This is a genomic window from Paeniglutamicibacter quisquiliarum, from assembly GCF_019084045.1.
GTDB lineage: Bacteria > Actinomycetota > Actinomycetes > Actinomycetales > Micrococcaceae > Paeniglutamicibacter > Paeniglutamicibacter quisquiliarum.
Map to the genome: position 1 here is coordinate 482,100 of NZ_JAHRED010000003.1, position 25,509 is coordinate 507,608.

The 25,509-nt window shown below is 66.1% G+C and carries 20 protein-coding genes and 1 tRNA gene; 12 read left to right on the forward strand and 9 right to left on the reverse strand.

Annotation, left to right across the window (positions count from 1 at the left end; genetic code table 11):
* Nucleotides 1-63: 63 nt before the first annotated feature.
* The gene (locus tag KRR55_RS08815; RefSeq protein ID WP_217388695.1) at nucleotides 64-684 is read right to left on the reverse strand and encodes an acyltransferase; all 621 of its coding nucleotides are present in this window, start codon (nucleotides 682-684) and stop codon (nucleotides 64-66) included.
* Between the two features lie 683 nt (nucleotides 685-1,367).
* On the opposite strand from KRR55_RS08815, the gene KRR55_RS08820 reads away from it, so the two are divergent.
* Nucleotides 1,368-3,194, forward strand: coding sequence for a hypothetical protein (locus KRR55_RS08820; RefSeq protein ID WP_217388696.1), 1,827 nt, complete (start codon nucleotides 1,368-1,370; stop codon nucleotides 3,192-3,194).
* A gap of 51 nt (nucleotides 3,195-3,245) precedes the next feature.
* On the opposite strand, the gene KRR55_RS08825 is transcribed toward KRR55_RS08820, so the two are convergent.
* Nucleotides 3,246-3,893, reverse strand: coding sequence for a TetR/AcrR family transcriptional regulator (locus KRR55_RS08825; RefSeq protein ID WP_254455978.1), 648 nt, complete (start codon nucleotides 3,891-3,893; stop codon nucleotides 3,246-3,248).
* A gap of 153 nt (nucleotides 3,894-4,046) precedes the next feature.
* On the opposite strand from KRR55_RS08825, the gene KRR55_RS08830 reads away from it, so the two are divergent.
* From KRR55_RS08830 to sufU, 7 genes are all read left to right on the forward strand, one after another.
* Nucleotides 4,047-4,118, forward strand: a tRNA-Gln gene (locus tag KRR55_RS08830).
* 97 nt (nucleotides 4,119-4,215) lie between these two features.
* Nucleotides 4,216-5,688 carry a bifunctional UDP-N-acetylglucosamine diphosphorylase/glucosamine-1-phosphate N-acetyltransferase GlmU gene (gene glmU / locus KRR55_RS08835; protein WP_217388697.1) on the forward strand — a complete coding sequence of 491 codons (1,473 nt, stop codon included), beginning with the start codon at nucleotides 4,216-4,218 and terminating at the stop codon, nucleotides 5,686-5,688.
* Between the two features lie 46 nt (nucleotides 5,689-5,734).
* Nucleotides 5,735-6,715 carry a ribose-phosphate diphosphokinase gene (locus tag KRR55_RS08840; protein ID WP_217388698.1) on the forward strand — a complete coding sequence of 327 codons (981 nt, stop codon included), beginning with the start codon at nucleotides 5,735-5,737 and terminating at the stop codon, nucleotides 6,713-6,715.
* 306 nt (nucleotides 6,716-7,021) lie between these two features.
* Nucleotides 7,022-7,597, forward strand: coding sequence for a 50S ribosomal protein L25/general stress protein Ctc (locus tag KRR55_RS08845; protein WP_217388699.1), 576 nt, complete (start codon nucleotides 7,022-7,024; stop codon nucleotides 7,595-7,597).
* Nucleotides 7,598-7,618: 21 nt separating this feature from the next.
* Nucleotides 7,619-8,200: an aminoacyl-tRNA hydrolase gene (pth, locus tag KRR55_RS08850; RefSeq protein WP_217388700.1), complete on the forward strand. Its 582-nt coding sequence runs from the start codon at nucleotides 7,619-7,621 to the stop codon at nucleotides 8,198-8,200.
* A gap of 355 nt (nucleotides 8,201-8,555) precedes the next feature.
* Nucleotides 8,556-9,899: a SufS family cysteine desulfurase gene (locus tag KRR55_RS08855; protein ID WP_217388701.1), complete on the forward strand. Its 1,344-nt coding sequence runs from the start codon at nucleotides 8,556-8,558 to the stop codon at nucleotides 9,897-9,899.
* On the forward strand, nucleotides 9,896-10,345 hold the full coding sequence (sufU, locus tag KRR55_RS08860; RefSeq protein WP_217388702.1) for a Fe-S cluster assembly sulfur transfer protein SufU: 450 nt from the start codon (nucleotides 9,896-9,898) through the stop codon (nucleotides 10,343-10,345). The genes KRR55_RS08855 and sufU overlap by 4 nt, the downstream gene beginning before the upstream one ends.
* 91 nt (nucleotides 10,346-10,436) lie before the next feature.
* On the opposite strand, the gene nhaA is transcribed toward sufU, so the two are convergent.
* A complete protein-coding gene (gene nhaA, locus KRR55_RS08865; RefSeq protein WP_217388703.1) occupies nucleotides 10,437-11,789 on the reverse strand; it encodes a Na+/H+ antiporter NhaA in 1,353 nt (450 codons plus the stop codon).
* Between the two features lie 279 nt (nucleotides 11,790-12,068).
* Complete coding sequence (locus KRR55_RS08870; RefSeq protein WP_217388704.1) at nucleotides 12,069-12,566, reverse strand: DUF2505 domain-containing protein; 498 nt, start codon at nucleotides 12,564-12,566, stop codon at nucleotides 12,069-12,071.
* Between the two features lie 162 nt (nucleotides 12,567-12,728).
* Between KRR55_RS08870 and mfd the strand changes: the two genes are divergently transcribed.
* Nucleotides 12,729-16,343, forward strand: a complete 3,615-nt coding sequence (mfd, locus tag KRR55_RS08875) for a transcription-repair coupling factor (protein ID WP_217388705.1) — start codon at nucleotides 12,729-12,731, stop codon at nucleotides 16,341-16,343.
* Nucleotides 16,344-16,425: 82 nt separating this feature from the next.
* On the opposite strand, the gene KRR55_RS08880 is transcribed toward mfd, so the two are convergent.
* The 5 genes from KRR55_RS08880 to KRR55_RS08900 all read right to left on the reverse strand — a co-directional run bounded on the left by KRR55_RS08880 (nucleotide 16,426) and on the right by KRR55_RS08900 (nucleotide 20,870).
* Nucleotides 16,426-16,863, reverse strand: coding sequence for a universal stress protein (locus tag KRR55_RS08880; RefSeq protein ID WP_217388706.1), 438 nt, complete (start codon nucleotides 16,861-16,863; stop codon nucleotides 16,426-16,428).
* Between the two features lie 286 nt (nucleotides 16,864-17,149).
* Complete coding sequence (locus KRR55_RS08885; protein ID WP_217388707.1) at nucleotides 17,150-17,398, reverse strand: hypothetical protein; 249 nt, start codon at nucleotides 17,396-17,398, stop codon at nucleotides 17,150-17,152.
* A gap of 49 nt (nucleotides 17,399-17,447) precedes the next feature.
* Complete coding sequence (deoC, locus tag KRR55_RS08890; RefSeq protein WP_217388708.1) at nucleotides 17,448-18,125, reverse strand: deoxyribose-phosphate aldolase; 678 nt, start codon at nucleotides 18,123-18,125, stop codon at nucleotides 17,448-17,450.
* 87 nt (nucleotides 18,126-18,212) lie between these two features.
* On the reverse strand, nucleotides 18,213-19,958 hold the full coding sequence (locus KRR55_RS08895) for a phospho-sugar mutase (protein ID WP_217388709.1): 1,746 nt from the start codon (nucleotides 19,956-19,958) through the stop codon (nucleotides 18,213-18,215).
* Nucleotides 19,959-20,060: 102 nt separating this feature from the next.
* A complete protein-coding gene (locus KRR55_RS08900; protein ID WP_217388710.1) occupies nucleotides 20,061-20,870 on the reverse strand; it encodes a purine-nucleoside phosphorylase in 810 nt (269 codons plus the stop codon).
* 157 nt (nucleotides 20,871-21,027) lie between these two features.
* Here KRR55_RS08900 and KRR55_RS08905 point away from each other — a divergent pair, with 157 nt between their 5' ends.
* The 3 genes from KRR55_RS08905 to KRR55_RS08915 all read left to right on the forward strand — a co-directional run bounded on the left by KRR55_RS08905 (nucleotide 21,028) and on the right by KRR55_RS08915 (nucleotide 25,443).
* Complete coding sequence (locus KRR55_RS08905) at nucleotides 21,028-22,434, forward strand: NAD(P)H-quinone dehydrogenase (protein WP_217388711.1); 1,407 nt, start codon at nucleotides 21,028-21,030, stop codon at nucleotides 22,432-22,434.
* A gap of 216 nt (nucleotides 22,435-22,650) precedes the next feature.
* The gene (locus KRR55_RS08910) at nucleotides 22,651-23,841 is read left to right on the forward strand and encodes an acyltransferase family protein (RefSeq protein ID WP_217388712.1); all 1,191 of its coding nucleotides are present in this window, start codon (nucleotides 22,651-22,653) and stop codon (nucleotides 23,839-23,841) included.
* Nucleotides 23,842-24,045: 204 nt separating this feature from the next.
* Nucleotides 24,046-25,443: an MFS transporter gene (locus tag KRR55_RS08915; RefSeq protein WP_217388713.1), complete on the forward strand. Its 1,398-nt coding sequence runs from the start codon at nucleotides 24,046-24,048 to the stop codon at nucleotides 25,441-25,443.
* The last annotated feature ends 66 nt before the right edge of the window (nucleotides 25,444-25,509 follow it).

A 25,509-nucleotide genomic window follows, 5' to 3' on the forward strand; every position in this document is an offset into this window, starting at 1 on the left:
CTTCCAAGTCCGGGGTGCGGCGTTCGGTTCCATGGCCATGCGGAAGCCGCGCCCTCGAATGGCCTAGTGCGCGAAGCCGGCGTCCGGGACGTCCGCCTGAGAGATTCGTTCCAAACCGTCCGCGGCCACGCGATAGCGACTTCCGCTGATTGGACATACCCAATGGTCGCCATCCGGATGCAAGGGATGCCCCGCCTCTCCGACCCAGCCGACTTGGCGTGCCGGGACCCCCACGACGATGGCGTGGGCCGGCACATTGCGGTTCACCACGGCACCCGCGGCGACCATAGCCCAAGGCCCGACGGTCACCGGAGCGATGCACACCGCCTGGGCGCCGATCGAAGCCCCCTTGCCAACGGTCACGCCGACGGATTCCCAGTCGTTGGGGCTCTTGAGCGAGCCGTCTGGATTGATTGCCCGTGGAAACAGGTCGTTGGTCAATACCGCCGCCGGACCGATGAAGACGCCATCGGCCAAGCGGGCGGGTTCGTAGACCAGCGCGTAGTTTTGGACCTTGCAGTTGTTCCCCAGCCTGACCTCGGGCCCAATATACGCCCCGCGCCCGATGTTGCACCCCTTGCCCAGGACTGCGCCTTCGCGCACTTGAGCCAGATGCCAGATCTTCGTGCCAGCGCCGATTACCGCTTCCGGCGATACATCGGCGCTGTTTTCAATGCGAGTCATTTATTTTTCCCCCCCAATGCATGGGCCCGAGATCAGGCTCACGAAGTATCCCCCCAAAAAGCTATGTGACACTTCTAGTAGTGACGTTAGGGGCGGTTAGGGGTGCTTTCAATATCGATTGCCCAAAGTGAGTGCTAATTGGGTGGCCCCTGAATCCTGAACGCGTAATTTACGAGTGTCGTGGCGGTTGCCCCCGGTCGAAGGCGGACTTTGCCGCCCGTTGACCCTCAACGGCAGCCTCGGGGCAGGCCTTGTCTGAAAGGTTGAATAACCCGCGGACGGCGGATAGTCTCAATCTCACTCGGGCCATGGGGGACCGGGGCTTGCCGTGAATTTGGGGAAATTACGTCATGGGGTTCTTACGTCGCAGCGCTAAACGAAAAATCATCGCAATAGTCGCGTTCCTGGGTTTGGCGGTGCTGACCGGCGGTTCTCTGGTCTATGCACAGGCAACACGCGGAGCGGAAATCGTTTCACATTTCCCCCGAGATGGCGCGGAATCCGTTTCGCATGCAGCCGCGGTGGTCGCATGGCTGGATAGGCCGATAGCCAGCGAGCCCGGCGGGCTGGACCTGATGTTATACGACCAGCGGGGAATGTCGGTTGAGGGCGATCTCGAATTGGGCGGTGACCGCAAATCCATCATTTTTGAACCGTCGAGGGCCTTGGAGCCAGGTAAATATGTGGCTTCGGTACGGGACAAGGAAACCACCAACGAGTCAACGGATCTGAGTACATGGTCCTTTTTCGTGCCCGACAAGACCCCGATTTCCGAGGGCCCCGGCGGCTCGATCCTGCTGATCCTCGATGAAGATCATGAATTCTCCGCGAACCTTTCCGAGGTCCTCCGCTCCGAGGGGCTGAACACCTTTGAAACCATTTCAATTGACGACGTGTCGCCAGCGATCCTCAAATCCCACGAACTGGCAATTCTGGGTGCCGGGACAGTGGCAGCGGAAAAGGAGGACATGATCGCCCACTGGGTCGAAAATGAACGCGGAAATCTCGTTGCCATGAGCCCGACGGGGAGGATTGCCGATCTTGCTGGCGTGACGCACCTGGGTCCGGGCCCGCGCGATGGATATGTTCAGGTGGACACGGCGCAAGCACCAGGCTTGGGCATTGTCGCCGAACCCATTCAATTCCACGGAGACTCGGTGATCCTTGGGCTGGAGCAAGGTACCCGCGCCATCGCCTGGCTCAGGGAAACGGAAAACGATCCGGGTGGACCGCCCGCCATAACCCTGAAATCGGGAAACGACGACCGCGGCTCCGTTGCCGCGTATTCCTTCAACCTTGCCAAATCCACGGCGCTCACGAGGCAGGGAAACCCTGACTGGGTGGGGCAAGAACGCGACGGCATTGCGCCCATCAGGTCCAACGACTTGTTTTTTGGTTCCAAGGGCAAGGACTACCTGGACCTGTCGAAGGCGCACATCCCCCAAGCCGACGAGCAAATGCGGCTATTCTCCAATTTGATCGGCTACATGAACCAAGACAACGGGCCGATGCCCAAGTTCTGGTACTTCCCGAAATTCGCCAAAGCCGTCCTGGTCATGGCATCGGACGACCACGGAACGCCCAACGGGACAGCGAAGACTTTCGAGCGGTTGAACGAGCTCAGCCCCGAGGGCTGTTCCGTTGAGCATTGGGAGTGCTTTCGGGCGACCTCGTGGTTGTATTCAAACTCCGGCCTCGGTTCGGAGGCTGCCAAGACCTACACCGACCGGGGATTCGACATCGGCGCCCACGTCACCACGGGCTGCACGGACTGGAACGCTCGGTCACTGATGCTGGCCTTCTCGCAATCCCTGGGTGAGTTCCGAACAAGATATCCGGAACTTCCGCCACAAACGGGAAACAGGATGCATTGCATCGCGTGGAGCGACTGGTCTTCGCAGGCAACCGCCGAGCGCAGCTGGGGTATGCGCATGGACATGAACTACTACTACTGGCCCGGCGACTGGGTCCGGGGGCGAGCCGGCTTCATGACCGGGTCCGGGATCCCCATGCGCTTCAGCGACCCCGAGGGGCGGCTAATAAATGTCTACCAACAGGAAACTCACCTGGTCGATGAGGTCTTTGCATCGAATCCACGGGCGGTGGAGCGGCTCCTGGCTCGGGCAACGGGGCCCGAAGGGTTCTACGGGGCGTTCGGGACCCACTACGACTTCAGCAACGAATTCGATGTCGAGCTGATGGACATCGCCATCCGCAACTCCATTCCAATGGTTTCGGCCAAGCAACTGCTGGAATGGGTGGATGCCCGCAACGCATCGAGTTTCACCAACACGGACTGGAACGGAGGAAAACTTTCGTTCGAACTCGACGTTGACCCAGGGACCCACGGAATGCTCAAGACCATGATTCCGACCGGTTCCGCCGACGGCTCGCTGACCGGGATCCGGTCCCGGGGAGAAGACATCGACTTCATGGTCGAAACGGTCAAGGGCGTCGAATACGCAGTCTTCGATGCGGCCAGTGGGTCCTTCGAGGCGACCTACAAATAGCCGCGGCGCACCGGGAACACTTGGAAAACCGTCATGCGACGGACGGGCCCGCTACTCGGACGGCGCGTCGGCCTGTCCCTCGCGGAGACCCGGTTCCTTGCGCAGGCCGGTCAGGCCATACCAGGCCAGGTTCACCACATGGGCGGCAACCGTTCGCTTGTCGGGGTGCCGGGCATCCAGCCACCACTGGGCGGTCATGGCGACCATGCCCACGAGCATCTGTGCGTATATCGATCCGTCCTCGGAGCTGAACCCTCGGCGGGAAAACTCGTCGGCCAGGATGTGCTCGACCTGCTCCGTCACCTTGGTCAACAGCGTGGAGTACGTGCCTTCGGGCTGGGACGGCGGGGCATCGCGCACCAGGATGCGGAAGCCCTCGGTGCTGTCCTCTATATAGGTCAGCATCGCAAGCGCGGCCTTCTCCAACAACACCCGTGAAGAGTCGTCACCGGAAAGCGACTCCGTGATGCGGCCCAGCAGTTCCCGGTATTCGTTGGTGACCACTTCCATGTAAAGCGCTTCCTTGGAACCAAAGTGCTCATAGACAATGGGCTTGGACACACCGGCCGCGCGGGCGATTTCCTCGATCGTGGTTCCGTCAACGCCCCGCAAGGAGAACAGCTGGCGGGAGATATCGATCAGCTGGAGTCGTCGTTGTACTCCGGTCATTCGCGTGCGCGGGCGTGCGGTGGGGCTCATAGGCATCATGGTAAGCACAGGAGCGGCATAAACCATGCCAAGTCACCGTGGTGTGAACGGAGGATTAACGCGCCGCCGTCCCTGAAGTCGCATCGATGCCTCCAGTCGTGGCAGAATAGTTCACTGTGCCGGTGAGGCAAGCTCAGCGCACATTCCGCCCTGGTGTAATGGCAGCACCCCAGCCTTTGGAGCTGTGGAGTATAGGTTCGAATCCTATGGGCGGAACGCACCACTCATTGAAAATCCCGGTGTTCTCCCGGGATAGAATGATGAGGCCTGGCCCGGCCGGTCCGGCTAGCCAAAGTACAGGGGAGTACCAATCTTGAGCGTTCACGCCAACGCACCAGCCGCTGTCATCGTTCTCGCCGCAGGCGCGGGAACCCGAATGAAATCGGCAAAACCCAAGATCCTGCATGAAATTGGCGGCCGTTCCATGGTGGGGCACGCCCTTGCCGCAGCGGAGGGCCTCGAACCCGAAACGCTCGTGGCCGTGGTCCGCTTTGAACGCGAACGCGTTGTCGAGCACCTCCTGCAGGTCAAGCCGAACGTCGTCATCGCCGACCAGGATGAAATTCCCGGCACCGGACGAGCCGTGCAATTGGGTCTCGAGAAGCTGGACCCGGCCCTTGAAGGCACCATCGTTGTCACCTACGGCGATGTTCCGCTGCTGACCACTGAACTGCTCTCCGAATTGGTTGCAACCCACGACGCCGAAGGCAACGCCGTCACGGTGCTCACCGCACTGTTGGATGACGCCACCGGATACGGTCGCATCCTGCGCGCCGAGGACGGCACCGTCACCGGCATTCGCGAGCACAAGGATGCCAGCGACGAAGAGCGCGCCATCCGCGAAGTGAATTCCGGCATCTACGCCTTTGACGCGGAGGTCCTGCGCTCGGCACTGGCCGAGGTCACCACCGACAACGCGCAGGGTGAAATGTACCTGACCGATGTGCTGGGCATTGCCCGGTCCACGGGGGGCCGCGTGGCGGCCGTCGTCACCGAGGACGCCTGGCAGGTCGAAGGTGCCAACGACCGCGTCCAGCTGGCCGCGCTTGGCAAGGAAATGAACCGCCGCATCCTGGAAAAGTGGATGCGCGCCGGGGTCAGCATCATCGACCCGGACAGCACCTGGATCGATGTCGAGGTCGCCCTGTCCACCGATGTCACCATCAAGCCGGGCACACAGCTGCATGGGACCACCGCCATCGGCACCGATGCCGTCGTCGGCCCGGACACCACGCTGACCAACACCCAGGTCGGACGCGGCGCCAAGATCGTCCGCTCGGATGTCACCGACTCGGTCATTGCCGACGGCTCGTCGGTCGGCCCCTTCGCCTACCTGCGCCCCAAGACCAACCTTGGCCCGGACGCCAAGATCGGCGCCTTCTACGAAACCAAGAACATCGTCGTGGGCCGCGGCTCCAAGCTCTCGCACCTGGGCTACGCCGGGGATGCCGAAATCGGCGAATACACCAACATCGGCTGTGGCAACATCACCGCCAACTACGATGGCGTGAACAAGCACCGCACCGTCATCGGCTCGCACGTACGCACCGCCTCCAACACCGTGTTCGTCGCCCCCGTGAGCATCGGGGACGGCGCATACACGGGAGCGGGAGCCATCGTGCGCAAAAACGTTCCGGCGGGGGCCCTTGCGCTTTCCGTGGCTCCGCAACGCAACACCGAGGGCTGGACGATTTCCAAGCGTCCCGGTTCCCCGGCCGCGGAGGCCGCATTCAGGTCCGCACTGGATTCAGGCGCAACCGCCGAATCCGCGGACCAGGTCAAGTAACCCTCCACATCATTTCCGATCCCCGTCTGAGCGAGAAAGCGATCCCATGAGCGAACTGAGCCATAACGTAGATAAGAAGCTGGTGCTGGCTTCCGGGCGTGCCCACCCCGAGCTTGCCGAAGAGGTGGCAGCGGCCCTCGGGACCGAGTTGCTTCCGATGAGTGCCTACGACTTCGCCAACGGCGAGATCTACGTCCGCTCCGGCGAATCGGTGCGAGGCAAGGATGTCTTTGTCATCCAGGCCCACCCGGCGCCGCTGAACAACTGGCTCATGGAACAGCTGATCATGGTTGACTCCATGAAGCGCGCCTCGGCCCGTCGCGTCACCGTCGTGGCCCCGTTCTACCCCTACGCCCGACAGGACAAGAAGGGCCGCGGGCGCGAGCCGATCTCCGCTCGGCTGGTTGCCGACATGTTCAAGGTGGCAGGCGCCGACCGCATCATGAGCGTTGACCTGCACACCGCGCAGATCCAGGGCTTCTTCGACGGCCCGGTCGACCACCTCTTCGCCATCCCGCTGCTGGCCGACTACATCCGCAAGGTCGTCGGGGACGACCCGGTCACAGTGGTTTCCCCCGATACCGGCCGCGTCCGCGTTGCCGAGCAGTGGGCCGAGCGCCTCGGCGGCGCGCCGCTGGCCTTCGTGCACAAGTCCCGCGACCTGACCGTCCCGAACCAGGCGGTATCCAAGACCGTCGTCGGCCAGGTCGAGGGTCGCACCTGCGTGTTGATCGATGACATGATCGACACCGGCGGAACCATCGCCGGAGCCGTGAAGGTGCTGAAGGACGCCGGCGCCAAGGACGTCATCATTGCCGCCACGCACGCCGTGTTCTCCGACCCGGCCGCGCAGCGCCTTGCTGAATCGGGAGCCCGCGAGGTCGTGGTGACCAACACGCTGCCGATCCCGGAGTCCAAGCGCTTCGACTGCCTGACCGTACTATCGATCGCACCCTTGCTGGCCCGTGCCATCAAGGAAGTCTTCGAAGACGGCTCGGTCACCAGCCTCTTTGACGGAGACGCCTAGGAGCCCGTCCCACGGGACCTTGGCTTGATGCCGGGCGCCGCTGCTGCTCCCCTGACGGGAGCCGCGGCGGCGCCCGCTTTCATTGGGGCCGAAACGGTGGATCGCCGACGATTTCCGTCGGGCACCCGGGCCCTGCTAAAATATTGACTTGTGCCCAGGCGAGGGAACCCCATGAAAATGGGGGTCCGTTATCGACGAGGCTAGAAACGCACTACGCGTCCTTCTCCTTAGAGGGAATCGGATGATGTTGCTTCTAGGCCCGAGCGGGGCAGGAACCAATTAATCATCTTCCACAAGGAGAACACCATGAGCAACATCATCACGCTTGACGGCGAACTGCGCACCGACTTCGGCAAGGGCGCCGCACGCCAGGCCCGCCGCGCCGGCAAGATCCCTGCAGTGATCTACGGCCACGGCACCGACCCGGTCCGCGTCCTCCTGCCGGCCGCCGCCACCACCCTTGCAGTCCGCGGCTCCAACGCCCTGCTGAACATCTCGGTTGACGGCGAAGACACCATCACCCTGGTGAAGGACATCCAGCGCCACGCACTGCGCCAGACCGTTGACCACCTTGACCTCCTGATCGTCAAGAAGGGCGAAAAGGTCATCGTTGAGGTTTCCGTCCAGGTCCAGGGCGAACTCACCGCCGGCTCCACCCTTTCCCTGGACCACGCGGTCATCGCCGTCGAGGCCGAGGCAGTTGCCCTTCCGGAGCACGTTGTTGCCAACGTCTCTGGCCTGGCCGCAGGTACCCAGATCCTGGCCTCTGACCTGGTTCTCCCGGAGGGCACCGCCCTTGCCATCGACGGCAGCGTCGTCGTTGCAACGATCGATGCCGCTGTTTCGGAGACCGAAGAGGAATCGGCAGCTTCCGCCGAGTAATTTCTTGAATTTGGTTGTCGCATGACTAGCGAAACCTGGCTCGTAGCCGGGCTCGGAAACCCCGGGCCCGGCTACGCGCATAACAGGCACAATGTTGGCCAGATGGTCGTCGACGAGCTTGCCTCCCGCATCGGGGGGAAGTTCAAGACCCACGGCTCCCGGGCGCAGATCCTCGAGGGACGCATGGGTATCGGGGGACCCAGACTCGTTCTGGCGAAGCCGATGACCTACATGAATCTTTCGGGCGGCCCCGTCGCCAATCTGGCAAAGTTCTTCGGTATCGATCCCGCACACGTCATTGCCGTGCACGACGAGATCGACATTCCCTTTGACACCGTCAAGGTCAAGCTCGGCGGCGGCGAAGGCGGCCATAACGGGCTGCGCGACATCTCCAAGGCCCTGGGCACCAAGGACTACCTGCGCGTGCGCGTGGGCGTGGGAAGGCCTCCCGGACGCATGGAAACAGCGGATTACGTGCTGAAGGACTTCTCCAAGGACGAAAAGAAATCCCTTCCGTTCCTGACCGATGCGGCGGCTGACGCCGTGGAGGAATTGATGAACCACGGGCTGGAAATCGCGCAACGCAAGTTCAATCTCTCCTAGCGGGCTCTTCACGCCGCGGGCTGCTGGCGCCGATGAAGTTCGTTGGCGCTTGGTTGCGCACGCCATGTGTAATTTGTTCAACAATCAAGCGCCTCATACAATGATCAAGTGCCAGTTGGCCCCAAGACCAGGGGCCGGTAGCGGGCGGCCTCCGAGACTGGGCCACCCCCATCCCGCTATCGGCCCCTTTTTTTGTGCCATTTCCCTGTCGAATTCGAATTGGTAAGGGTCGACTTATGTGCCACGGCGGCCCGAACGTGGGAGAATTAGCGAAGCAAATGATGCCGTAATCACGAATCGCACCATGGAATATGCCGCAGGTTGCGCGGCGGAGAACCAATGCGGCGTGGTCGGCATGAAACGAACTTCGGAGGTTCCCAACGTGTCCAGTGCATTGCCCACGACGCAAGATACCCTTCCCAAGCGCCTGGATGACGTCGAGGTCGCGCGGTTGCGGGCAGACTTCCCCATTCTGGGTCGCAATGTCAACGGTGTCCCGTTGACGTATTTGGATTCCGGGGCCACCTCGCAAAAGCCCAGCTGCGTGTACGAGGCCGAGCAGCACTTCTACGAGAACTTCAATTCGGCAGTCCACCGCGGTGCTCACTCCCTGGCCGTAGAGGCCACCGACATCTTCGAGCAGGCCCGTACCGACGTCGCCGGGTTCATTGGCGCCAAGGACAACGAGGTCGTATGGACCTCAAACGCCACCGAGGCGCTGAACCTCATCACGTACTCCTTCGGCAATGCCAGCGCCGGCCTTGGGGGAGAGGCAGCACGACGCTTCGCGCTCGGCGCGGGGGACGAAATCGTCGTCACCGAGCTTGAGCACCATGCCAATTTGATCCCATGGCAGGAACTGGCGCTGCGCACCGGCGCGACCCTCAAGTACATTCCCGTCGACGAATCAGGCGCCCTGCGCATGGATCTTGCCGACTCGATCATCACCGCGGCCACCAAGGTCGTGGCCTTCACGCACGTCTCCAACGTGCTGGGTACGGTGACCGATGTAGCGGCGCTGGTGGCTCTGGCCCGCAACGTCGGGGCGCTGACGGTCCTTGACGGCTGCCAGTCGGTTCCGCACCTTCCCGTTGACGTCAAGGCGCTCGACGTCGACTTTATGGCGTTTTCCGGGCACAAGATGCTCGGCCCCACGGGGATCGGCGGACTGTACGGCCGCGCCGCGCTGCTCGACGCGATGCCGCCCTTCCTCACGGGAGGCTCGATGATCACCTCGGTGACCATGGAGAAGGCCGAATACCTGCCTGCCCCGATGCGCTTCGAGGCCGGCACCCAACGGATCTCGCAGGCCCATGCCCTGGCTACCGCCGTTTCCTACCTGCGCGAAGTGGGCATGGACCGCATCGCGGCCTGGGAAGAGCACTTGGGGGATCGCATGCTCACCGGCCTGGCCGGGATGCCCGGAGTCCGTGTTCTGGGCCCGGACCGGGGTGTCGCGCGTATCGGCACCGCACCGTTCGTGGTCGAAGGCGTGCACCCGCACGACGTGGGACAGTTCCTGGATTCGCGCGGCATTGCGGTGCGCGTGGGCCACCACTGCGCCCAGCCGCTGCACCGGGCATTGGGCGTTGTCTCCAGCACCCGGGCAAGCAGCTACCTATACAACACCACCAGCGACGTCGACACCCTGCTCAATGCGGTGTCGGATGTGCGCGGATACTTTGGAGTCGGCAAGTGAACGATCTGGACCAGCTGTACCAACAAATCATTCTGGACCATGCCAAGGCCAGGCACGGCGCCGGGCTGCTCGAGGCGCCGGACGGCGTGGCTCACGGCGAATCGATGCAGCACAACCCCGTGTGCGGGGACCACATCCAGCTGCGCGTCCAGGTCGAAGGCAGCGTCGTGAAGAACGTTTCCTGGGAAGGCGACGGCTGCTCGATCTCCATGGCCTCCGCGTCGGTCCTCAGTGAACTGGCCACCGGTATCGAACGCGAGGAGTTCATGGCCATCCTCGACGAATTCCGCGAACTGATGCGCTCGCGCGGCGCCCGGGCCGGGGACGAGGAAATCCTGGGCGACGGAGCGGCCTTTGCCGGGGTGTCCAAGTTCCCCGCGCGCGTCAAGTGCGCGATGCTCTCCTGGGTGGCCGCCGAGGCCGCCCTGCTGGCCGCCAACGAATAGCGGAACGCACCCATAAACAACAGAGCCGGATTGGCTTGCCCGGGATTTCCCGGCCAAGCCAATCCGGCTCTTCTGGTGTGCGGCGTCCCCGCTAGCCGTTGTTTTCGGGCTGCTGGAAGATGTCGGGGACGCCGTCGCGGTCCTCGTCCCTGGCCGCCCGCTCGTTCACGAGGCGGTAGCGGCGGTCGCGCGGCCGCAGCCAAATCGTGCCGAGGATGGCGGCCACCACGGAGGCGGTCAGGATCGCGACCTTCGCGTGGTCGTAGTGCGGTGAGGCCAGGCCGAAGGAGAGCTCGGAGACCAACAGGGACACGGTGAATCCGATGCCCGCCAGGAACGTCACGCCCAACAGGTCGCCCCACTTGGTGTCAGGATCCAGGTTCGCCTTGGACGAGCGGGTCACCAGCCAGGTGGCGCCCAGGATGCCGATGGGCTTGCCGAAGACCAGGCCGAAGACGATGCCCCAGAGCACCGGGTCGCCCAGGGCCGAGGCGAAGCCCTCGGCGCCGCCGACGGCAACGCCGGCGGAGAAGAAGGCGAAGACCGGGACGCAGAAGCCGCTGGAGAGCGGGCGGAAGCGGTGCTCCAGCTGCTCGGCCAGGCCCGGCCTGTCGATCTCGTCCGTGTTCTTGCGCAGCACCGGGACGCAGAAACCCAGCACAACGCCGGCAATGGTCGAGTGGATGCCCGATCCGAAGACCAGTGCCCAGGCCGCGATGCCCAGCGGCAACAGGATGACCCAGGGCGCCCAGAGGCGCGCGGCGAAGAACTTCGGCCACTTGTGGGTCACGAACGCATAGAGCGCAATGGGGGCCAGCGCCATCAGCAGGTATGGCGGGTTCAGATCCTCGGTGAAGACGAAGGCGATGATCACGATGGCAATCAGGTCATCGACGACCGCGAGGGTCAACAGGAAGATGCGCAGCGGGGAGGGCAGGTTCGAGCCGATGACGGCCAGCACCGCAACGGCGAAGGCGATGTCGGTGGCGGTGGGGATGGCCCAGCCGCGCAGGGTTTCCCCGCCGGTGGAGGCGTTCAGGGCGACGAAGATCAGCGCGGGGACCAACACGCCGCCAAAGGCGGCGGTCACCGGGACGATGGCGCGTTTCATGTCGCGCAGGTCCCCGGCCACGAATTCCTTTTTCAGCTCCAGGCCGACCAGGAAGAAGAACACGGCCAGCAGCCCGTCGGCGGCCCAGTGGCCCAGTGACAGGTTCAGGTCGATGCCGAACACCTCGAAGCCGAGGTGGAAATCGCGAAGGGCGAAGTAGCTGTCGGCGGCGGGGGAGTTGGCCCAGATCAGCGCGATGACGGCGCCCACGATCAGGACGAGGCCGCCAACGGTTTCCTTGCGCAGGATCTCCCCGATGCGCAGGTATTCGGTGTAGCTGCCCGGGCCGAAAACCGTCTTGGGTTTCGGCGTGGGTGTGGGGGCTTGGTTCATGGTATTTCTTCAATTCTTTCGGGGACGCTGAAGTTATCGCCGACCAGACTTCCCGGCACACCAGAGACCACACTATCGCCTAAACGTGTCCCGGTGCACATCCGGAAGCCACATGAAGCCGGTGGCCGCCGCGTCTTGACCGACCCGGCAGTGCGCCTGCGGCGGCCCGCCTTAAAGGCGAAGGACCGGCACGAGGTCCGCCCTCCGGGGCATGCACGTGCCGGCCCTTTGGCCAGGGACTGGCGCCCGCCGCAACCACGGCGGGCCAAGCGTCGGTATTTAACCGCGTTCGATCCAGGCAGAGACCTTGGCAGCCTGCAGCGAGAGCGCCTTGGAGATGAATGGCTCGGCGGCCGATGCGATCTTTCCGCCCACAAACGGGATGGAGGAGGACACGGTGGCCTCCACGCCCAGGGCCGAGCCGGCGTCGGTGGCGCGCAGCGACTCGGTGCCGGACACCGAAACCGGCAGCGAACCGACGGTGACCTTCAAGGTGGCCTCGCGGGAGCCGTCGGCGGCCGGGGACGACCAGGACTCGACCTGGGTGACTTCCACGGACTGGCCAACGAACTTGCGGGCGATTTCCGGGGCGCGGTCGGTGGGCAGGGTGCGCACGGTGGTCAGCGTGAAGGCCGCGGCGGTGTCGCCGGCAACCTCGAAGCTCTTGAGCTCTCCTCCGACCAGGCCGGTGAGGTGCTCGGCGAAGTCGCGATCGGCAAGCGTGGCGATGACGGTGTCGGGGGCGTGCGTCAGGTCTGTGGTGGCGTTAAGTGCCATGGGGCAGGACTCCGTAAAGTAGATCGGCCGGGATACAACCCCACCAGCGTACCGGGCATGCGCGCGCGCGGCGGTACGCTTGAAAGGCGCACCCCGGGATCCGGCATGGATCTCGGGTAATTGTGTTGTGCGCGTACCAGTCTTCGGAAAGGACCCCACCCGATGGCGCTTCACGGCCTGCGCACTGCATTGCGAACCGACACCTCCTTTTCCCGCGTCAGATCCAATGCCGCAACCGGGTACGCCGCCCGCGCCAACGAACTGGAGATCGCCGCCCCGGCCGGAATGCGCGCAGTCATCACCGCCGAAACCGTCGAGGCGCTGCGCTCCAAGGTCGCCGACGGGCTGGTGCTGGCGGTGACCGCCACCGGCCGCGAGACCGAGGAACTTCTCGCAGCCCTGCACAGCTACCTCCCCGAGGACGCCGTGGCGGAATTTCCATCCTGGGAAACGCTGCCCCACGAGCGCCTTTCCCCGCGCTCGGACACCGTGGGCAGGCGCCTGGACGTGCTGCGCCGGCTGGAGACCAAGGACCCGACGCTGCAGGTCATCGTGGCGCCGATCCGCGCCGTCATCCAGCCCCTGGTCGCCGGCCTGGGCAAGCTGGAGCCGGTTAACCTGCAGGTGGGCGACGAATACGAGTTCTCCGCCGTGGTCAGGGCGCTGGCCGATGCCGCCTATGCGCGCGTTGACATGGTCACCCACCGCGGCGAGTTCGCGGTGCGCGGCGGCATCCTGGATGTCTTCCCTCCCACCCTGAACCACCCGGTGCGCATCGACTTCTTCGGCGACGAGATCGAGGCCATGCGCTTCTTCTCCATCGCCGACCAGCGTTCCCTGGAGCACGAGGCGCCCACCCGGATCCAGGCACCGCCCTGCCGCGAACTGCTGATCACCCCGTCGGTGATGTCGCGGGCGGCAAAGCTGCAGTCGGAGATGCCCGCGGCGAGGGACATGCTCGCCAAGATCGCCGGCGGCCTGGCGGTGGAGGGCATGGAGTCCCTGGCCCCGCTGCTGGTCGACGCCATGGTGCCGCTGCTCTCGGCGCTGCCGGCCGAATCCATCGCACTGGTCATGGAACCGGAACGGGTCCGCGCCCGGGCCCATGACCTGGAAGCGACCAACGCCGAGTTTCTGGCCGCCGCCTGGGCAACCGCCTCCGACGGCGGGGCCGCACCCCTTGACCTGTCCCAGGCGCAGGCGCAGGCCGCCGCGGCCGAGCTGGAGGCCGGGAACTTCACCTCCCTGGCCACCACCCGCAACGACGCGCAGGCCGCCAAAGTCTCCTGGTGGTCGGTGACCTCGCTGGGCACCGACGCCGAACTGTTGCCCGAGGCCGACTCGATCCGCATCAATGCCCGCGAGCCGCGCGGCTACCAGGGGGATGTGGCCGAGATGCTCGGGTTCATTTCCGGGCGCATCAAGGACGACTGGTCGATCGTGGTGGCAACCGACGGCCCCGGACCCGCCCAGCGCCTGGCCGAGCTCTTCCACGACGCCGACATCCCCACCCACCGCATCAATTCGCTCGACGAGGCACCGACCCCCGGGCTGATCGAGATCACCACCGCGCAGGCCGGGCGCGGCTTTGCGCTCGATTCGCTGAAACTCGGCTTCCTCACCGAGGCGGACCTCCTGGGCCGATCCAGCGCCTACGCCCCGAGCGGGGCCAAGCGGCTTGCCGCCAAGCGGCGCAATGCCGTTGACCCGATGACCCTCACCGAGGGCGACTTCGTCGTGCACGAGCAACATGGCATCGCCAGGTTCGTGGAGCTGATCGCCCGCAAGGTCGCCGGCGGGGCCGACGCCAAGCGCGAGTACCTGGTCCTGGAGTACGCGCCGGCCAAGCGCGGGGCGCCGGGTGACAAGCTCTTCGTGCCCACCGACCAGCTGGACCAGGTCACCCGCTATGTCGGCGGCGAGGCCCCGACGCTGTCCAAGATGGGCGGCTCGGACTGGGCCGGCACCAAGTCCCGGGCGCGCAAGGCCGTCAAGGAGATCGCCGGGGACCTGATCCGGCTCTACTCCGCCCGCATGGCCTCGCGCGGGCACGCCTTCGCAACCGACACCCCCTGGCAGTCGGAGCTGGAGGAGGCCTTCGCCTACGTGGAGACCCCGGACCAGCTGACCACCATCAACGAGGTCAAGGCCGACATGGAGCGCGAGATCCCGATGGACCGGCTGGTCTCCGGGGACGTGGGCTTCGGCAAGACGGAAATCGCGGTGCGCGCCGCGTTCAAGGCCGTGCAGGACTCCAAGCAGGTCGCGGTGCTGGTGCCCACCACGCTGCTGGCCTCCCAGCACCAGCAGACCTTCACCGAGCGCTACTCCGGCTTCCCGGTGCGGGTGAAGACGCTCTCGCGCTTCCAGAGCGCCAAGGAGTCCAAGGACATCATCGAGGGGCTGAAGAACGGCACCGTCGACGTGGTCATCGGCACCCACCGGCTGCTCTCGGACACCGTGCAATTCCGTGATCTCGGACTGGTGATTGTCGACGAGGAGCAGCGCTTCGGCGTCGAGCACAAGGAACAGCTCAAGAAGATGCGCACCAACGTGGACGTGCTGTCCATGTCCGCGACCCCGATCCCGCGCACCCTGGAGATGAGCCTGACCGGCATCCGCGAGACCTCCACGCTGGCCACCCCGCCGGAGGAGCGCCACCCGGTGCTCACCTACGTGGGCCCGCGCACCGACAAGCAGATCTCCGCGGCCATCCGCCGCGAGCTGATGCGCGACGGGCAGGTCTTCTTCGTGCACAACCGCGTCTCCTCCATCGACAAGATCGCCTCCGAGCTGCGCGAGCTGGTGCCCGAGGCCCGGGTCGAGGTGGCACACGGCAAGATGAGCGAATCCCGGCTGGAGAAGATCATCCAGGACTTCTGGGAGAAGAAGTTCGACGTGCTGGTCTCCACCACCATCATCGAGACGGGCCTCGACATCTCCAATGCCAACACGCTGATCGTGGACCGGGCCGACAACTACGGCCTGTCCCAGCTGCACCAGCTGCGCGGGCGCGTGGGCCGCGGACGCGAGCGCGCCTACGCCTACTTCCTGTGGAACGCCGAAAAGCCGCTGGGCGAGGTCGCCCTCGAGCGGCTCAAGGCCGTGGCCGCGCACAACGAGCTCGGCTCGGGCTACCAGCTGGCGATGAAGGACCTGGAGATCCGCGGGGCCGGCAACCTGCTCGGCGGGGAACAGTCCGGGCACATCGCCGGGGTCGGCTTCGACCTTTACCTGCGCCTGGTCGGCGAGGCGGTGGCGGACTTCAAGGGCGAGGCCGACGAGAAGACCGCGGAGATGAAGATCGAGCTGCCGGTCAACGCGCACCTGCCGCACGACTACGTGCCAGGGGAGCGGTTGCGCCTGGAGGCCTATCGGAAGATCGCCGCCGCCACCGACTTCGCGGCGCTTGAGGACGTGCTGGCCGAGCTGGTTGACAGGTACGGGCAGCCGCCGGCGCCGGTGGTGAACCTGTTGGAGGTCGCGCGGATCCGCATCAGGGCCCGCGCGCTGGGGCTTACGGATGTGGCGATGATGGGCAACACGATCAAGTTCGCCCCGGCGGCGATCGCCGACCTGCCGGATTCGCGCCAGCTGCGCCTGGCCCGGATGTACAAGGGCGCGGCCGACAAGCCGGCGCTGGGTGCCATTGTGATTCCCAAGCCGCAGACCTCCGCCATTGGCGGACGGGACCTGGTGGACGAGCAGATCCTGGAGTGGGTCTCGTCGGTGCTTTCCAACATCTTCGAGGTCGAGGCCCCGCGCGCCAGGGTCTAGCGGACATCTACCGCAACGCAAGGATGCCCGGTGGCGGCCCCGACATGGGGGCAGCCACCCGGCATCCGCATATCGGTGGTTGTCAGGCGGCGGCGGCTTCTCCGTGGTGGATCAGCACCGGGCACTTGGCATGGGCGGCCAGCGAACTGGACACCGAACCCAGGAGCAGGCCCTTGAAGCCGCCGCGCCCGCGCGTGCCCAACACCAGCATGGCAGCGTCCTTGGAGGCCTCGATCAGGTTGGGAGCAGCGGGGCCCATGACCACCCTGCGCTCCAGGCCGGCGGGAATGTCCTCGCCGAAGGCCTGTTCGATGGACTTTTCCAGCGCGTCGCGGGCGTCCTGCTCGGGCGCCCAGTCCGGGGTGTAGTCCTCCAACGCGATGCGCGGCAGCCACGAGGAAAAAGCCACCAGGCCGTGGCCCAGGGATGCTGCAAGGGTGGCTGCGTAGCGAAGGGCGCTGATGGATTGCGGCGATCCGTCAATGCCGACAACGACGTTGCTGCGCGGAGTGTTTTCCATGGTGGGGCGCTCATTTCTTCAGGCAGAGTCGGCTGGTCCAACGAAAGCCTTGGGTTTCCGTTGGACTTCATCCTACACGCGACCACCTGTAGTTTTCTACGACTTGTAGAAGTTTTGGCGAGGGCTCCGCGCCCGGTCTCCCGCGGGCCGGAGACGTGCCGGAAAGCGGCCGAAATCGGCATGCAAAAAGGGAGGCGGGCACCGCGTGCAACGCAGGTCCGCACGGGGTGCGGATTGCGGATGCTGCGCGGTGCCCGCCTCCCTTTGCGGGAGACGCAGCTGGCGTCTAGTCCTGCTTCGAAGCCGTCTTGGCCGGGTCGCGGTCGGACATGCCCAAGATGTGCTGCGGAATGGCGAAGGCCAACATGGCCAGCACGAGGCAGGCAATGCCCGGGATCCAGGCGTTGTCCAGCGACCAGTACGAGAGCGCGAAGATGGCTCCGGCGAACATGACGAAGAACACCACCAAAGCGATGACGTTCCCGGCCAGTCGGCCCTGGCCCGAGTGGGCTACGTTCTTGCCGTTCGAGTACACAGCGAATCTCCTAAAAATGATCTGGTTTCAATGCGCGCGGGATACGAGATCAGTAGCCCTCGGCGCCTTGTTCACCCTCCACAATAGCAACTCCGGAGCTGGAACCAAGACGCGTGGCGCCCGCGGCGATCATGGCGTGCGCCGTTTCCAGCGAACGCACCCCGCCGGAGGCCTTCACGCCCGTCTCCGGGCCCACGGTGGCCCGCATCAGCGCCACATCCTCGAGCGTTGCCCCGCCGCCGGCAAAGCCGGTGGAGGTCTTCACGAAGTCGGCCCCCGCCCGCACCGAGGCGCGGCAGGCAAGCACCTTCTCCTCGTCGCTGAGCAGCGCCGTCTCGATGATGACCTTCAGGATCGCGCCGCCGGCATGCACCGCCTGCGCGACGGCGGAGATGTCGGCCACCAGGGCTTCCTCGTCCCCGGCCTTGGCTGCGGCGATGTTGATGACCATGTCCACCTCGTTGGCGCCGTCGGCCACCACCGTGTTCGCCTCAAAGACCTTGGCGGCGGTGGGGATGGCGCCGAAGGGGAAGCCGATGACCGAGCAGGTGAGCACGCCGGAGTCCGCCAGCGCGGCACTCACGGTGGCCACCCAGATCGGGTTCACGCAAACGGACTTGAACTTGTACTGCACGGCCTCGGCGCAAATGCGGGCGACATCGGAGGCCGCGGCGTCGGGGTTCAGGATGGTGTGGTCGATGTACGAGGCAATGTTGGGGGTGCTCATGGCGTGTTCTGTGGCTCCTGGTCGTGATCTGGATGAAAAGGCGTGGGGGAGGGGGACGCGCCCGGCGGATTGGCCGCCGGCCGCCACCTAGCGGCCCAGCAGGCCGGCGAGTTCCTGCTTGATGGCCTCCAGCCGTGCGCTGCCGGCGGCGCGGGCCGCCGGCAGCTCGCCGGGGCCGGTGACCGGCGCGATGACCTCGAGGTAGCACTTGAGCTTCGGCTCGGTCCCCGAGGGCCGCACGATCACCCGGGTGTGGGCGGCGGTGGCGAAGAGCAGCCCGTCGGTCGGCGGCAGGTGCGCCCCCAGAGACAGGTCCTCGAAACCGGTGACGGCCTCCCCGCCCAGGGTGGCCGGCGGGGCTGCGCGCAGCGACTCCATCATGGTGTCCAGCAGGGCCAAATCCGCCACGCGCACCGAGAGTTGGTCCGTCTGGTGCAGACCGTGCGCCAGCGCCAGGGCATCGAGCGCCGCCGGCAGGGAGGAGCCGGCGGCCTTGAGCTCCGCGGCGTAGTCGGCAAGCATCAGCGCGGCCGACATGCCGTCCTTGTCGCGCACCAGGTCGGGGGCCACGCAATAGCCCAGTGCCTCCTCGTAGCCGAAGGCCAGGGAGGGCACGCGCGAGATCCACTTGAAGCCGGTCAACGTGCTCTCGTGGGCCAGCCCATGCGCCGCGGCGATTCGTGCGAGCATGCGCGAGGAGACGATGGAGTTGGCCAGCACCGCGCCGGGGGCCGCTGTCGCGGCGGCGCGGTCGCCCAGCAGCCAGCCGAGCTCGTCCCCGCGCAGCATCCGCCAGCCGGTGTCGGGGAACCTGACGGCGACGGCGCAGCGGTCGGCGTCCGGGTCGTTGGCGATCACCAGGTCGGCGTCGGTCCCGGCGGCCAGGGCCAGGGCCAGGTCGAGGGCGCCGGGCTCCTCCGGGTTGGGGAAGGAGACGGTGGGGAAGTCCGGGTCCGGCTCGGCCTGCTCGGCCACCAGGCGCACCCGGGAAAAACCGGCGCGGCCCAGCGCCTGGGCCATGGTGTGCCCGCCGACCCCGTGCATCGGGGTCAGCACGATCCTCAGGTTCTCGCGCGCCGCGGTGATGGCGTCCCCGTCGGTCACGCCGGCCGCCGGTACGACGCCGGCGATGGCATCCAGGTACCCGCCCTCGATGTCCCCTGGCTCCCCGGCGCCGGGCAGCACGGCCCAGCCCTCGGCGGCCAGGGCGATGTCAGCCATCGGTTCGCCGTGGTTGATCCGTGCGGCGATCTGCGCATCCACGGGGCTGACGATCTGGACGCCCTGCCCCCACCCGCTCTCGGCGCGCCCGCCGAGGTAGACCTTGTAGCCGTTGTCGGCCGGCGGGTTGTGGCTGGCGGTGACCATGATCCCGGCCTCCGCGCCCAGCTCGCGCACGGCCCAGGCCAGCACCGGGGTGGGCAGGGCCGAGGGCAGCAGGTGCACCTCGAGCCCGGCGGCGGTGAGCACGGCGGCGGACTCGCGTGCAAAGACGTCGGAGTTGTGCCGGGCATCGAAGCCGATGACCACCCGCGGTCTGTAGGCCCCCTTGGCCGTGTCCAGCAGGAAGCGCCCGATCCCGGCGGCGGTGCGCCGCACCACCATGGAGTTCATGCGGTTCGGGCCCGGCCCCAGCTCGGCACGCAGCCCCGCGGTCCCGAACGCCAGGTTCGCCGCGAAGCGGTCCGCCAGCTCGGCGGCGGCCGGTCCGTCACCTGCACCGGCGGCGTCGCACAGCTTGCGCAGCGCCGCGGCGGTCACCGGGTCCGGGTCCTGGGCGGCCCAGGCCGCGGCGGTCTCAAGCAGGGCGGCGTCGATCTGGTGGGTGGTCATCTGCTGTGCTGGGTCCTTCTGCTGGGCCGGGCTGCCGGGTCTGGCAGGCTCCGGGATCGGGATCGGTCGCTGGGGATCCACCGGGGCGGACGCTTCGGGGGCCTAGAGCTTGGCGACGATGTCCGCCAGCAGCGCGGAAATCCGCGGGCCGGCGGCCTGGCCGGCCTCGATGACCTCGGCGTGGCTGAGCGCGGTCTCGGAGATCCCGGCGGCCAGGTTGGTCACCAGTGAGATCCCGAAGACCTCCATGCCCGCGTGGCGCGCGGCGATGGCCTCCAGGGCGGTTGACATGCCCACCAGGTCGGCGCCGATCACCTTGGCGTAGCGCACCTCGGCGGGGGTCTCGTAGTGCGGGCCGGTGAACTGCGCGTACACGCCCTCGTCCAGGGACGGGTCGACCTCGCGGGCCAGGTCCCGGATGCGCGCGGAATACAGGTCGGTCAGGTCCACGAACGTCGCGCCTTCCAGCGGGGAGGTGCCGGTGAGGTTGAGGTGGTCGGAGATCAGCACCGGGGTGCCCGGGCTCCAGGCCGGGTTCAGCCCGCCGCAGCCGTTGGTCAGCACCAGCGTCTTGGCGCCCGCCGCGGCGGCGGTGCGCACGCCGTGGACCACCGAGCGCACGCCCTTGCCCTCGTAGAAGTGGGTGCGCGCGCCGAGCACCAGCACGCGCCTGCCGCCCGTGGTGAGCACCGAGGAGATCGTGCCCACGTGCCCGGGCACCGCGGCGGCGTGGAATCCGGGCAACTCGGTGGCGTCGATGCGGTGGGTGGTTTCACCGATGAGGTCCGCCGCCTCGCCCCAGCCGGAGCCCAGCACCAGGGCGATGTCGTGGTTCGGGATGCCGGTGAGTTCGGCGATCTTGGCGGCGGCGGCGTTGGCCAGGTCAAAGGGGGCAGATTCGTTGTCGATCACGGGGTTAAACCTACCGGCGGATCCCGGCGTTGTCAGGTGGGGTGCCCCCGGGCACCCCGGGCGCGGGCACCGGGCGGCAGTTCGCCGCCACTGCGGAGGACCCCCGCCCGCGTGTGCGGTGTGCACTTGGCTGCCCGGTAGGGAAGAATGAGTGATCGTGAGTGCACAACGCGATATCAGTTCCCCCAGGCTAGTAATTCTCGGCGGTGGCCCCGGTGGCTACGAGGCCGCGATGGTAGGTGCCCAGCTCGGCGCCCAGGTGACCATCGTCGAACGCGCGGGCATGGGCGGCTCGGCGGTGTTGACCGACGTCGTCCCGTCCAAGACCCTGGTGGCGACGGCCGATGCCATGCGCCGGGTCTTCGGCGCCCGCGAGTTCGGTGTCGAGGTCGGTGATGCCGGCACCGAGGCGGTGGCCGACCTCTCGGTCATGAACGCGCGCCTGTTGGAACTGGCCCGCGAGCAGTCCTCCGACATCCACATGGGCCTCGAGCGCGTGGGAGTGCGCGTGGTCATCGGCGAGGGCAGGCTGCTTGACGCCTCCACCGTCGAGGTCGCCCGCACCGACGGCAGCACCGAGACCATCCCCGCCGACGCCCTGCTGATTTCCGTCGGGGCGCACCCGCGCGAGCTTCCCACGGCGATTCCCGACGGCGAACGCATCTTCAACTGGACCCAGGTCTACAACCTGAAGGAAGTCCCCGAGCACCTGATCGTCATCGGTTCCGGTGTCACCGGTGCCGAGTTCGCCTCCGCCTACAACCTGTTGGGCACCAAGGTCACCCTGGTCTCCTCGCGCGACCGCGTGCTGCCCGGCGAGGACGCCGATGCGGCCGAGGTCCTGGAGCAGGCCTTCAAGAAAAACGGCGTGAACGTCGTGGCCAAGTCCCGCGCCGAGGCCGTGGAACGCGACGGCGACACGGTGCGGGTGACCCTGGGCGACGGACAGGTCATCGAGGGCAGCCACTGCCTGGTGGCCGTCGGCTCGATCCCCAACACCGCCGGCATCGGCCTGGAGGAGGCGGGCATCAAGCTCAGCGAATCCGGCCACATCCAGGTCGACGGCGTCTCGCGCACCACCGCCACCAACGTCTACGCGGCCGGGGACTGCACCGGTGTCTTCGCGCTGGCCTCGGTCTCCGCGATGCAGGGCCGCATTGCCATGGCCCACCTGCTGGGCGATTCGGTGAAGCCGCTGAAGCTCACCGAGGTCTCCTCGAACATCTTCACCTCCCCGGAGATCGCCACCGTCGGGGTCACCGAGCGCATGGTCGAGGAAGGCAAGTACCAGGCCGACATCATCAAGCTGGACCTCGCCACCAACGCGCGCGCCAAGATGATGAACGTGAACCAGGGCTTCGTGAAGATCATTTCGCGCCGCGGCTCCGGAACCATCATCGGCGGCGTCGTGGTGGCGCCGCGTGCCTCCGAGCTGATCTTCCCCATCGCGCTGGCCGTGCACAACAAGCTGCACGTCGATGACATGGCCGAGACGTTCTCGGTCTACCCCTCGCTCTCGGGCTCCATTTCCGAGGCCGCGCGGCGCCTGCACGTCCACCTCTAGCCTCCGTGGGGCGCCCAAAGGCGCCGCCGAAATCGCATCGCACATGGCCGCCGCCCCCGACCCGGGGGCGGCGGCCATGTGCATCCGTGCCCCCTCGCGCGCGGGGCACGGTGGACTACCTGTTTGGCTCCACGTTTTCGAGTGGGAACTACGTGAATTGCTGCGTCCCGGCGGGAGTACCCTGTTTGCACATGCGTTGTTTGGGGGCGGGGTTCCATGGCAGGGGAAAGTGCGAGATTCGGTTCGCTCGACGGGTTGCGTGGAGTGGCGGCGGCCGTCGTGGTCGTCTTTCATATCGTGGTTTCGAATGACCGGGCCGGTGCGATCTACAAGCTGACCGAGACTGGCCCGCTGTCCACCTTTGAAACCCTCATGAATTACTCGCCGCTGCGGATTCTCTGGGCGGGATCGGAAGCGGTGGTCGTCTTCTACGTGCTCAGCGGCTTCGTCCTGGCGCTGCCCTTTGCCCGCGGCGCGGCGGTGCCGTGGAAATACTTCTACCCCCGCCGGCTGCTCCGCCTCTATGTGCCGTCGATCGCGAGCCTAGTCTTTGCGTATCTGACGACGCTGGCCATCCGCCGGGCGGAGATCCCCAATGGCAGCCCCTGGCTGAACGACCATGCGGCGGCCCCCAACGGGCCGGTGCAGGTGCTGCTGGGCTCGTCGCTGATTGCCGGCTGGGGAGGGCTGAACACCTCGCTCTGGTCGCTGCGCTATGAGGTTCTCTTTTCGCTGCTGCTCCCGCTCTTCCTCTGGGTGGCCTTCACCTGGAAAAGGCTGTTGTGGCTGAAGGTCGCGGCGGTGCCCCTGTTCTGCATGCTGTGGCCCTTGGCGGGCTTCTTCTACCCGGATCTGGTGTACCTGAGCGTCTTCCTGCTCGGCGTGCTGATGGCCTACAACATCGAGGCCTTGCGGGCCCGGGCCGCCAGGATCCGGGGATGGGGGTGGACGCTGATCTGCGTCGCGTCGATCCTCCTGTTGTGCTATTCCTGGCTGGTGGCCGGCGTCGACCCGGAATCCCGGTGGCGGCAGTCCTGGATCGGCTTTGCGGCGATCGGCGCGACGCTGTTGGTTTTTGCCGTCGCCTTCTGGCGGCCAAGCGTCAGGGCGTTCGGCTCGCGCCCGATACGCTGGCTTGGCAGAATTTCCTTCAGCCTCTACCTGACCCAGGAGCCGGTGGTCGTGGCCCTTGCCTTCGCGACCCACGGGCTGGTTCCGCTGTGGGTGCAGATTCCCGTGGGGTTTGCCCTCTCCCTGTTCGTCGCGTGGCTGTTCTATTTGGTCGTCGAGCGGCCGTCGCATCGACTCTCCAGGAACTTTGCCCGTGCGCGCCAGCAGCGGGAATTGGCCGCAGTCGCCGTGCCAGTGGGCGCGCCCCGGGCGGACCTGGGGTCCTCGAAGAAGTAGCCACCGCCGGAACGGGTCGATTCCGGGTCCGCGAAGTGCCAAGTCGAATCAAAAATATCGGGCTGCGCGACAGTCATGCGCGCGGGATCGCTGTGGCTTGTATTACAGTTGTCCAAATAGTGGAAGGACTGTCCAATAGATGGACGTCCAGCATAAACTTGTCACTTAGTAATTTTAAGGCACCACCTAGAGAATCACGAGCCCATGTCCAACAAGACCGCGGTCGTTGCACCGAAAGAAAACACGCGCGGACGCGTGCTGTTTGCCAGCCTCATCGGCACCACCATTGAGTTCTTTGACTTCTACGCCTATGCCACGGCATCGGTGCTGGTTTTCCCGACGCTCTTCTTCCCGAACGCGTCCAACGTCAACGCGATCCTCTCCTCGTTCGCGATCTTCGGCGTGGCCTTCGTCGCCCGCCCGGTCGGCTCGGTGCTTTTCGGGCACTTTGGCGACAAGATCGGCCGCAAGGGCACCTTGGTGGCTTCGCTGCTGCTCATGGGCATCGCCACCTTCCTGATCGGCTTCCTGCCCCCGGCGCAGGGCAACTTCGTGGTGCTGGCACCGCTGATGCTGGTGCTGCTGCGCTTCGCCCAGGGCCTGGCCCTCGGCGGCGAGTGGTCCGGCGCCGCCCTGCTGGCCACCGAGAACGCCCCGGCCAACAAGCGCGCCATCTACGGCACCTTCCCGCAGCTGGGCGCGCCGATCGGCTTCATCATCGCCAACCTGATGTTCGTCGGCCTGCAGCTGGGCCTGTCCCCGGAGCAGTTCATGTCCTGGGGCTGGCGCGTGCCGTTCATCCTCTCCGCCGTGATGGTCGCCGTGGGCCTCTGGGTCCGCCTGAAGCTGGTCGAGTCCGTGGCCTTCACCAAGGTCGTGGACCAGAAGAAGGTCGCCAAGTCCCCGTTCAAGACCACCATGAAGTACCACTGGCGTCCGGTGCTCGCCGGCACCTTCATCATGCTGGCCACCTACGTGCTCTTCTACCTGATGACAGCCTTCACGCTGACCTACGGCACCGCCCCGGCCACCGTCGAGGCGGCCCGCGCCGCGGCCGAGGCCAAGGGCAAGGTCTTTGACGCCGCCGCCGAGGCAGCCTTTGCGCCGGGCCTGGGCATCGCCCGCCCCGAGTTCCTCACGATGCTGATCATCGGCGTGGTCTTCTTCGGCATCTTCACCATGGTCTCCGGCCCGCTGGCCGAGAAGTTCGGCCGCCGCAAGTTCCTGATCTATGTCACCAGCGGCATCCTGGTCTTCGGCCTGGCCTGGACCCTGATGTTCGGCCCGGGCAAGGGCGCCGCCATGGTCGGCCTGGTCATTGGCTTCACGCTGATGGGTGCGACGTTCGGCCCGATGGCCGCCTACCTGCCCGAGCTCTTCCCCTCGAACGTGCGCTACACCGGTTCGGCCGTCGCCTACAACATGTCCTCGGTCATCGGCGCGGCACCCGCGTCGTTCGTGGCCATCGCGCTGTGGCAGTTCGGCGGCGGCAACACCGTCTGGGTCGGCGCCTACCTGGCACTCGGTGCGGTGCTCACGCTCGTCGCCCTGTTCCTGACCAAGGACACCAAGGACGTCGACTACGAGAACAACGTCGCCTAACTGAAATTTCGCACCGGGTCCGCCTCTGGCGTTTCCCGGGACCGGACACCGGGCGCCCGCCACCCC

Coding starts and splice junctions, on each gene's coding strand:
- KRR55_RS08845 (WP_217388699.1), top strand. CDS start 7,022: ATGAGCAACATCATCACGCTTGACGGCGAACTGCGCACCGACTTCGGC.
- pth (WP_217388700.1), top strand. CDS start 7,619: ATGACTAGCGAAACCTGGCTCGTAGCCGGGCTCGGAAACCCCGGGCCC.
- mfd (WP_217388705.1), top strand. CDS start 12,729: ATGGCGCTTCACGGCCTGCGCACTGCATTGCGAACCGACACCTCCTTT.
- KRR55_RS08870 (WP_217388704.1), bottom strand. CDS start 12,566: ATGGCACTTAACGCCACCACAGACCTGACGCACGCCCCCGACACCGTC.
- KRR55_RS08880 (WP_217388706.1), bottom strand. CDS start 16,863: ATGGAAAACACTCCGCGCAGCAACGTCGTTGTCGGCATTGACGGATCG.
- KRR55_RS08815 (WP_217388695.1), bottom strand. CDS start 684: ATGACTCGCATTGAAAACAGCGCCGATGTATCGCCGGAAGCGGTAATC.
- KRR55_RS08895 (WP_217388709.1), bottom strand. CDS start 19,958: ATGACCACCCACCAGATCGACGCCGCCCTGCTTGAGACCGCCGCGGCC.
- KRR55_RS08910 (WP_217388712.1), top strand. CDS start 22,651: ATGGCAGGGGAAAGTGCGAGATTCGGTTCGCTCGACGGGTTGCGTGGA.
- KRR55_RS08825 (WP_254455978.1), bottom strand. CDS start 3,893: ATGAGCCCCACCGCACGCCCGCGCACGCGAATGACCGGAGTACAACGA.
- KRR55_RS08915 (WP_217388713.1), top strand. CDS start 24,046: ATGTCCAACAAGACCGCGGTCGTTGCACCGAAAGAAAACACGCGCGGA.
- nhaA (WP_217388703.1), bottom strand. CDS start 11,789: ATGAACCAAGCCCCCACACCCACGCCGAAACCCAAGACGGTTTTCGGC.
- KRR55_RS08840 (WP_217388698.1), top strand. CDS start 5,735: ATGAGCGAACTGAGCCATAACGTAGATAAGAAGCTGGTGCTGGCTTCC.
- KRR55_RS08855 (WP_217388701.1), top strand. CDS start 8,556: ATGAAACGAACTTCGGAGGTTCCCAACGTGTCCAGTGCATTGCCCACG.
- deoC (WP_217388708.1), bottom strand. CDS start 18,125: ATGAGCACCCCCAACATTGCCTCGTACATCGACCACACCATCCTGAAC.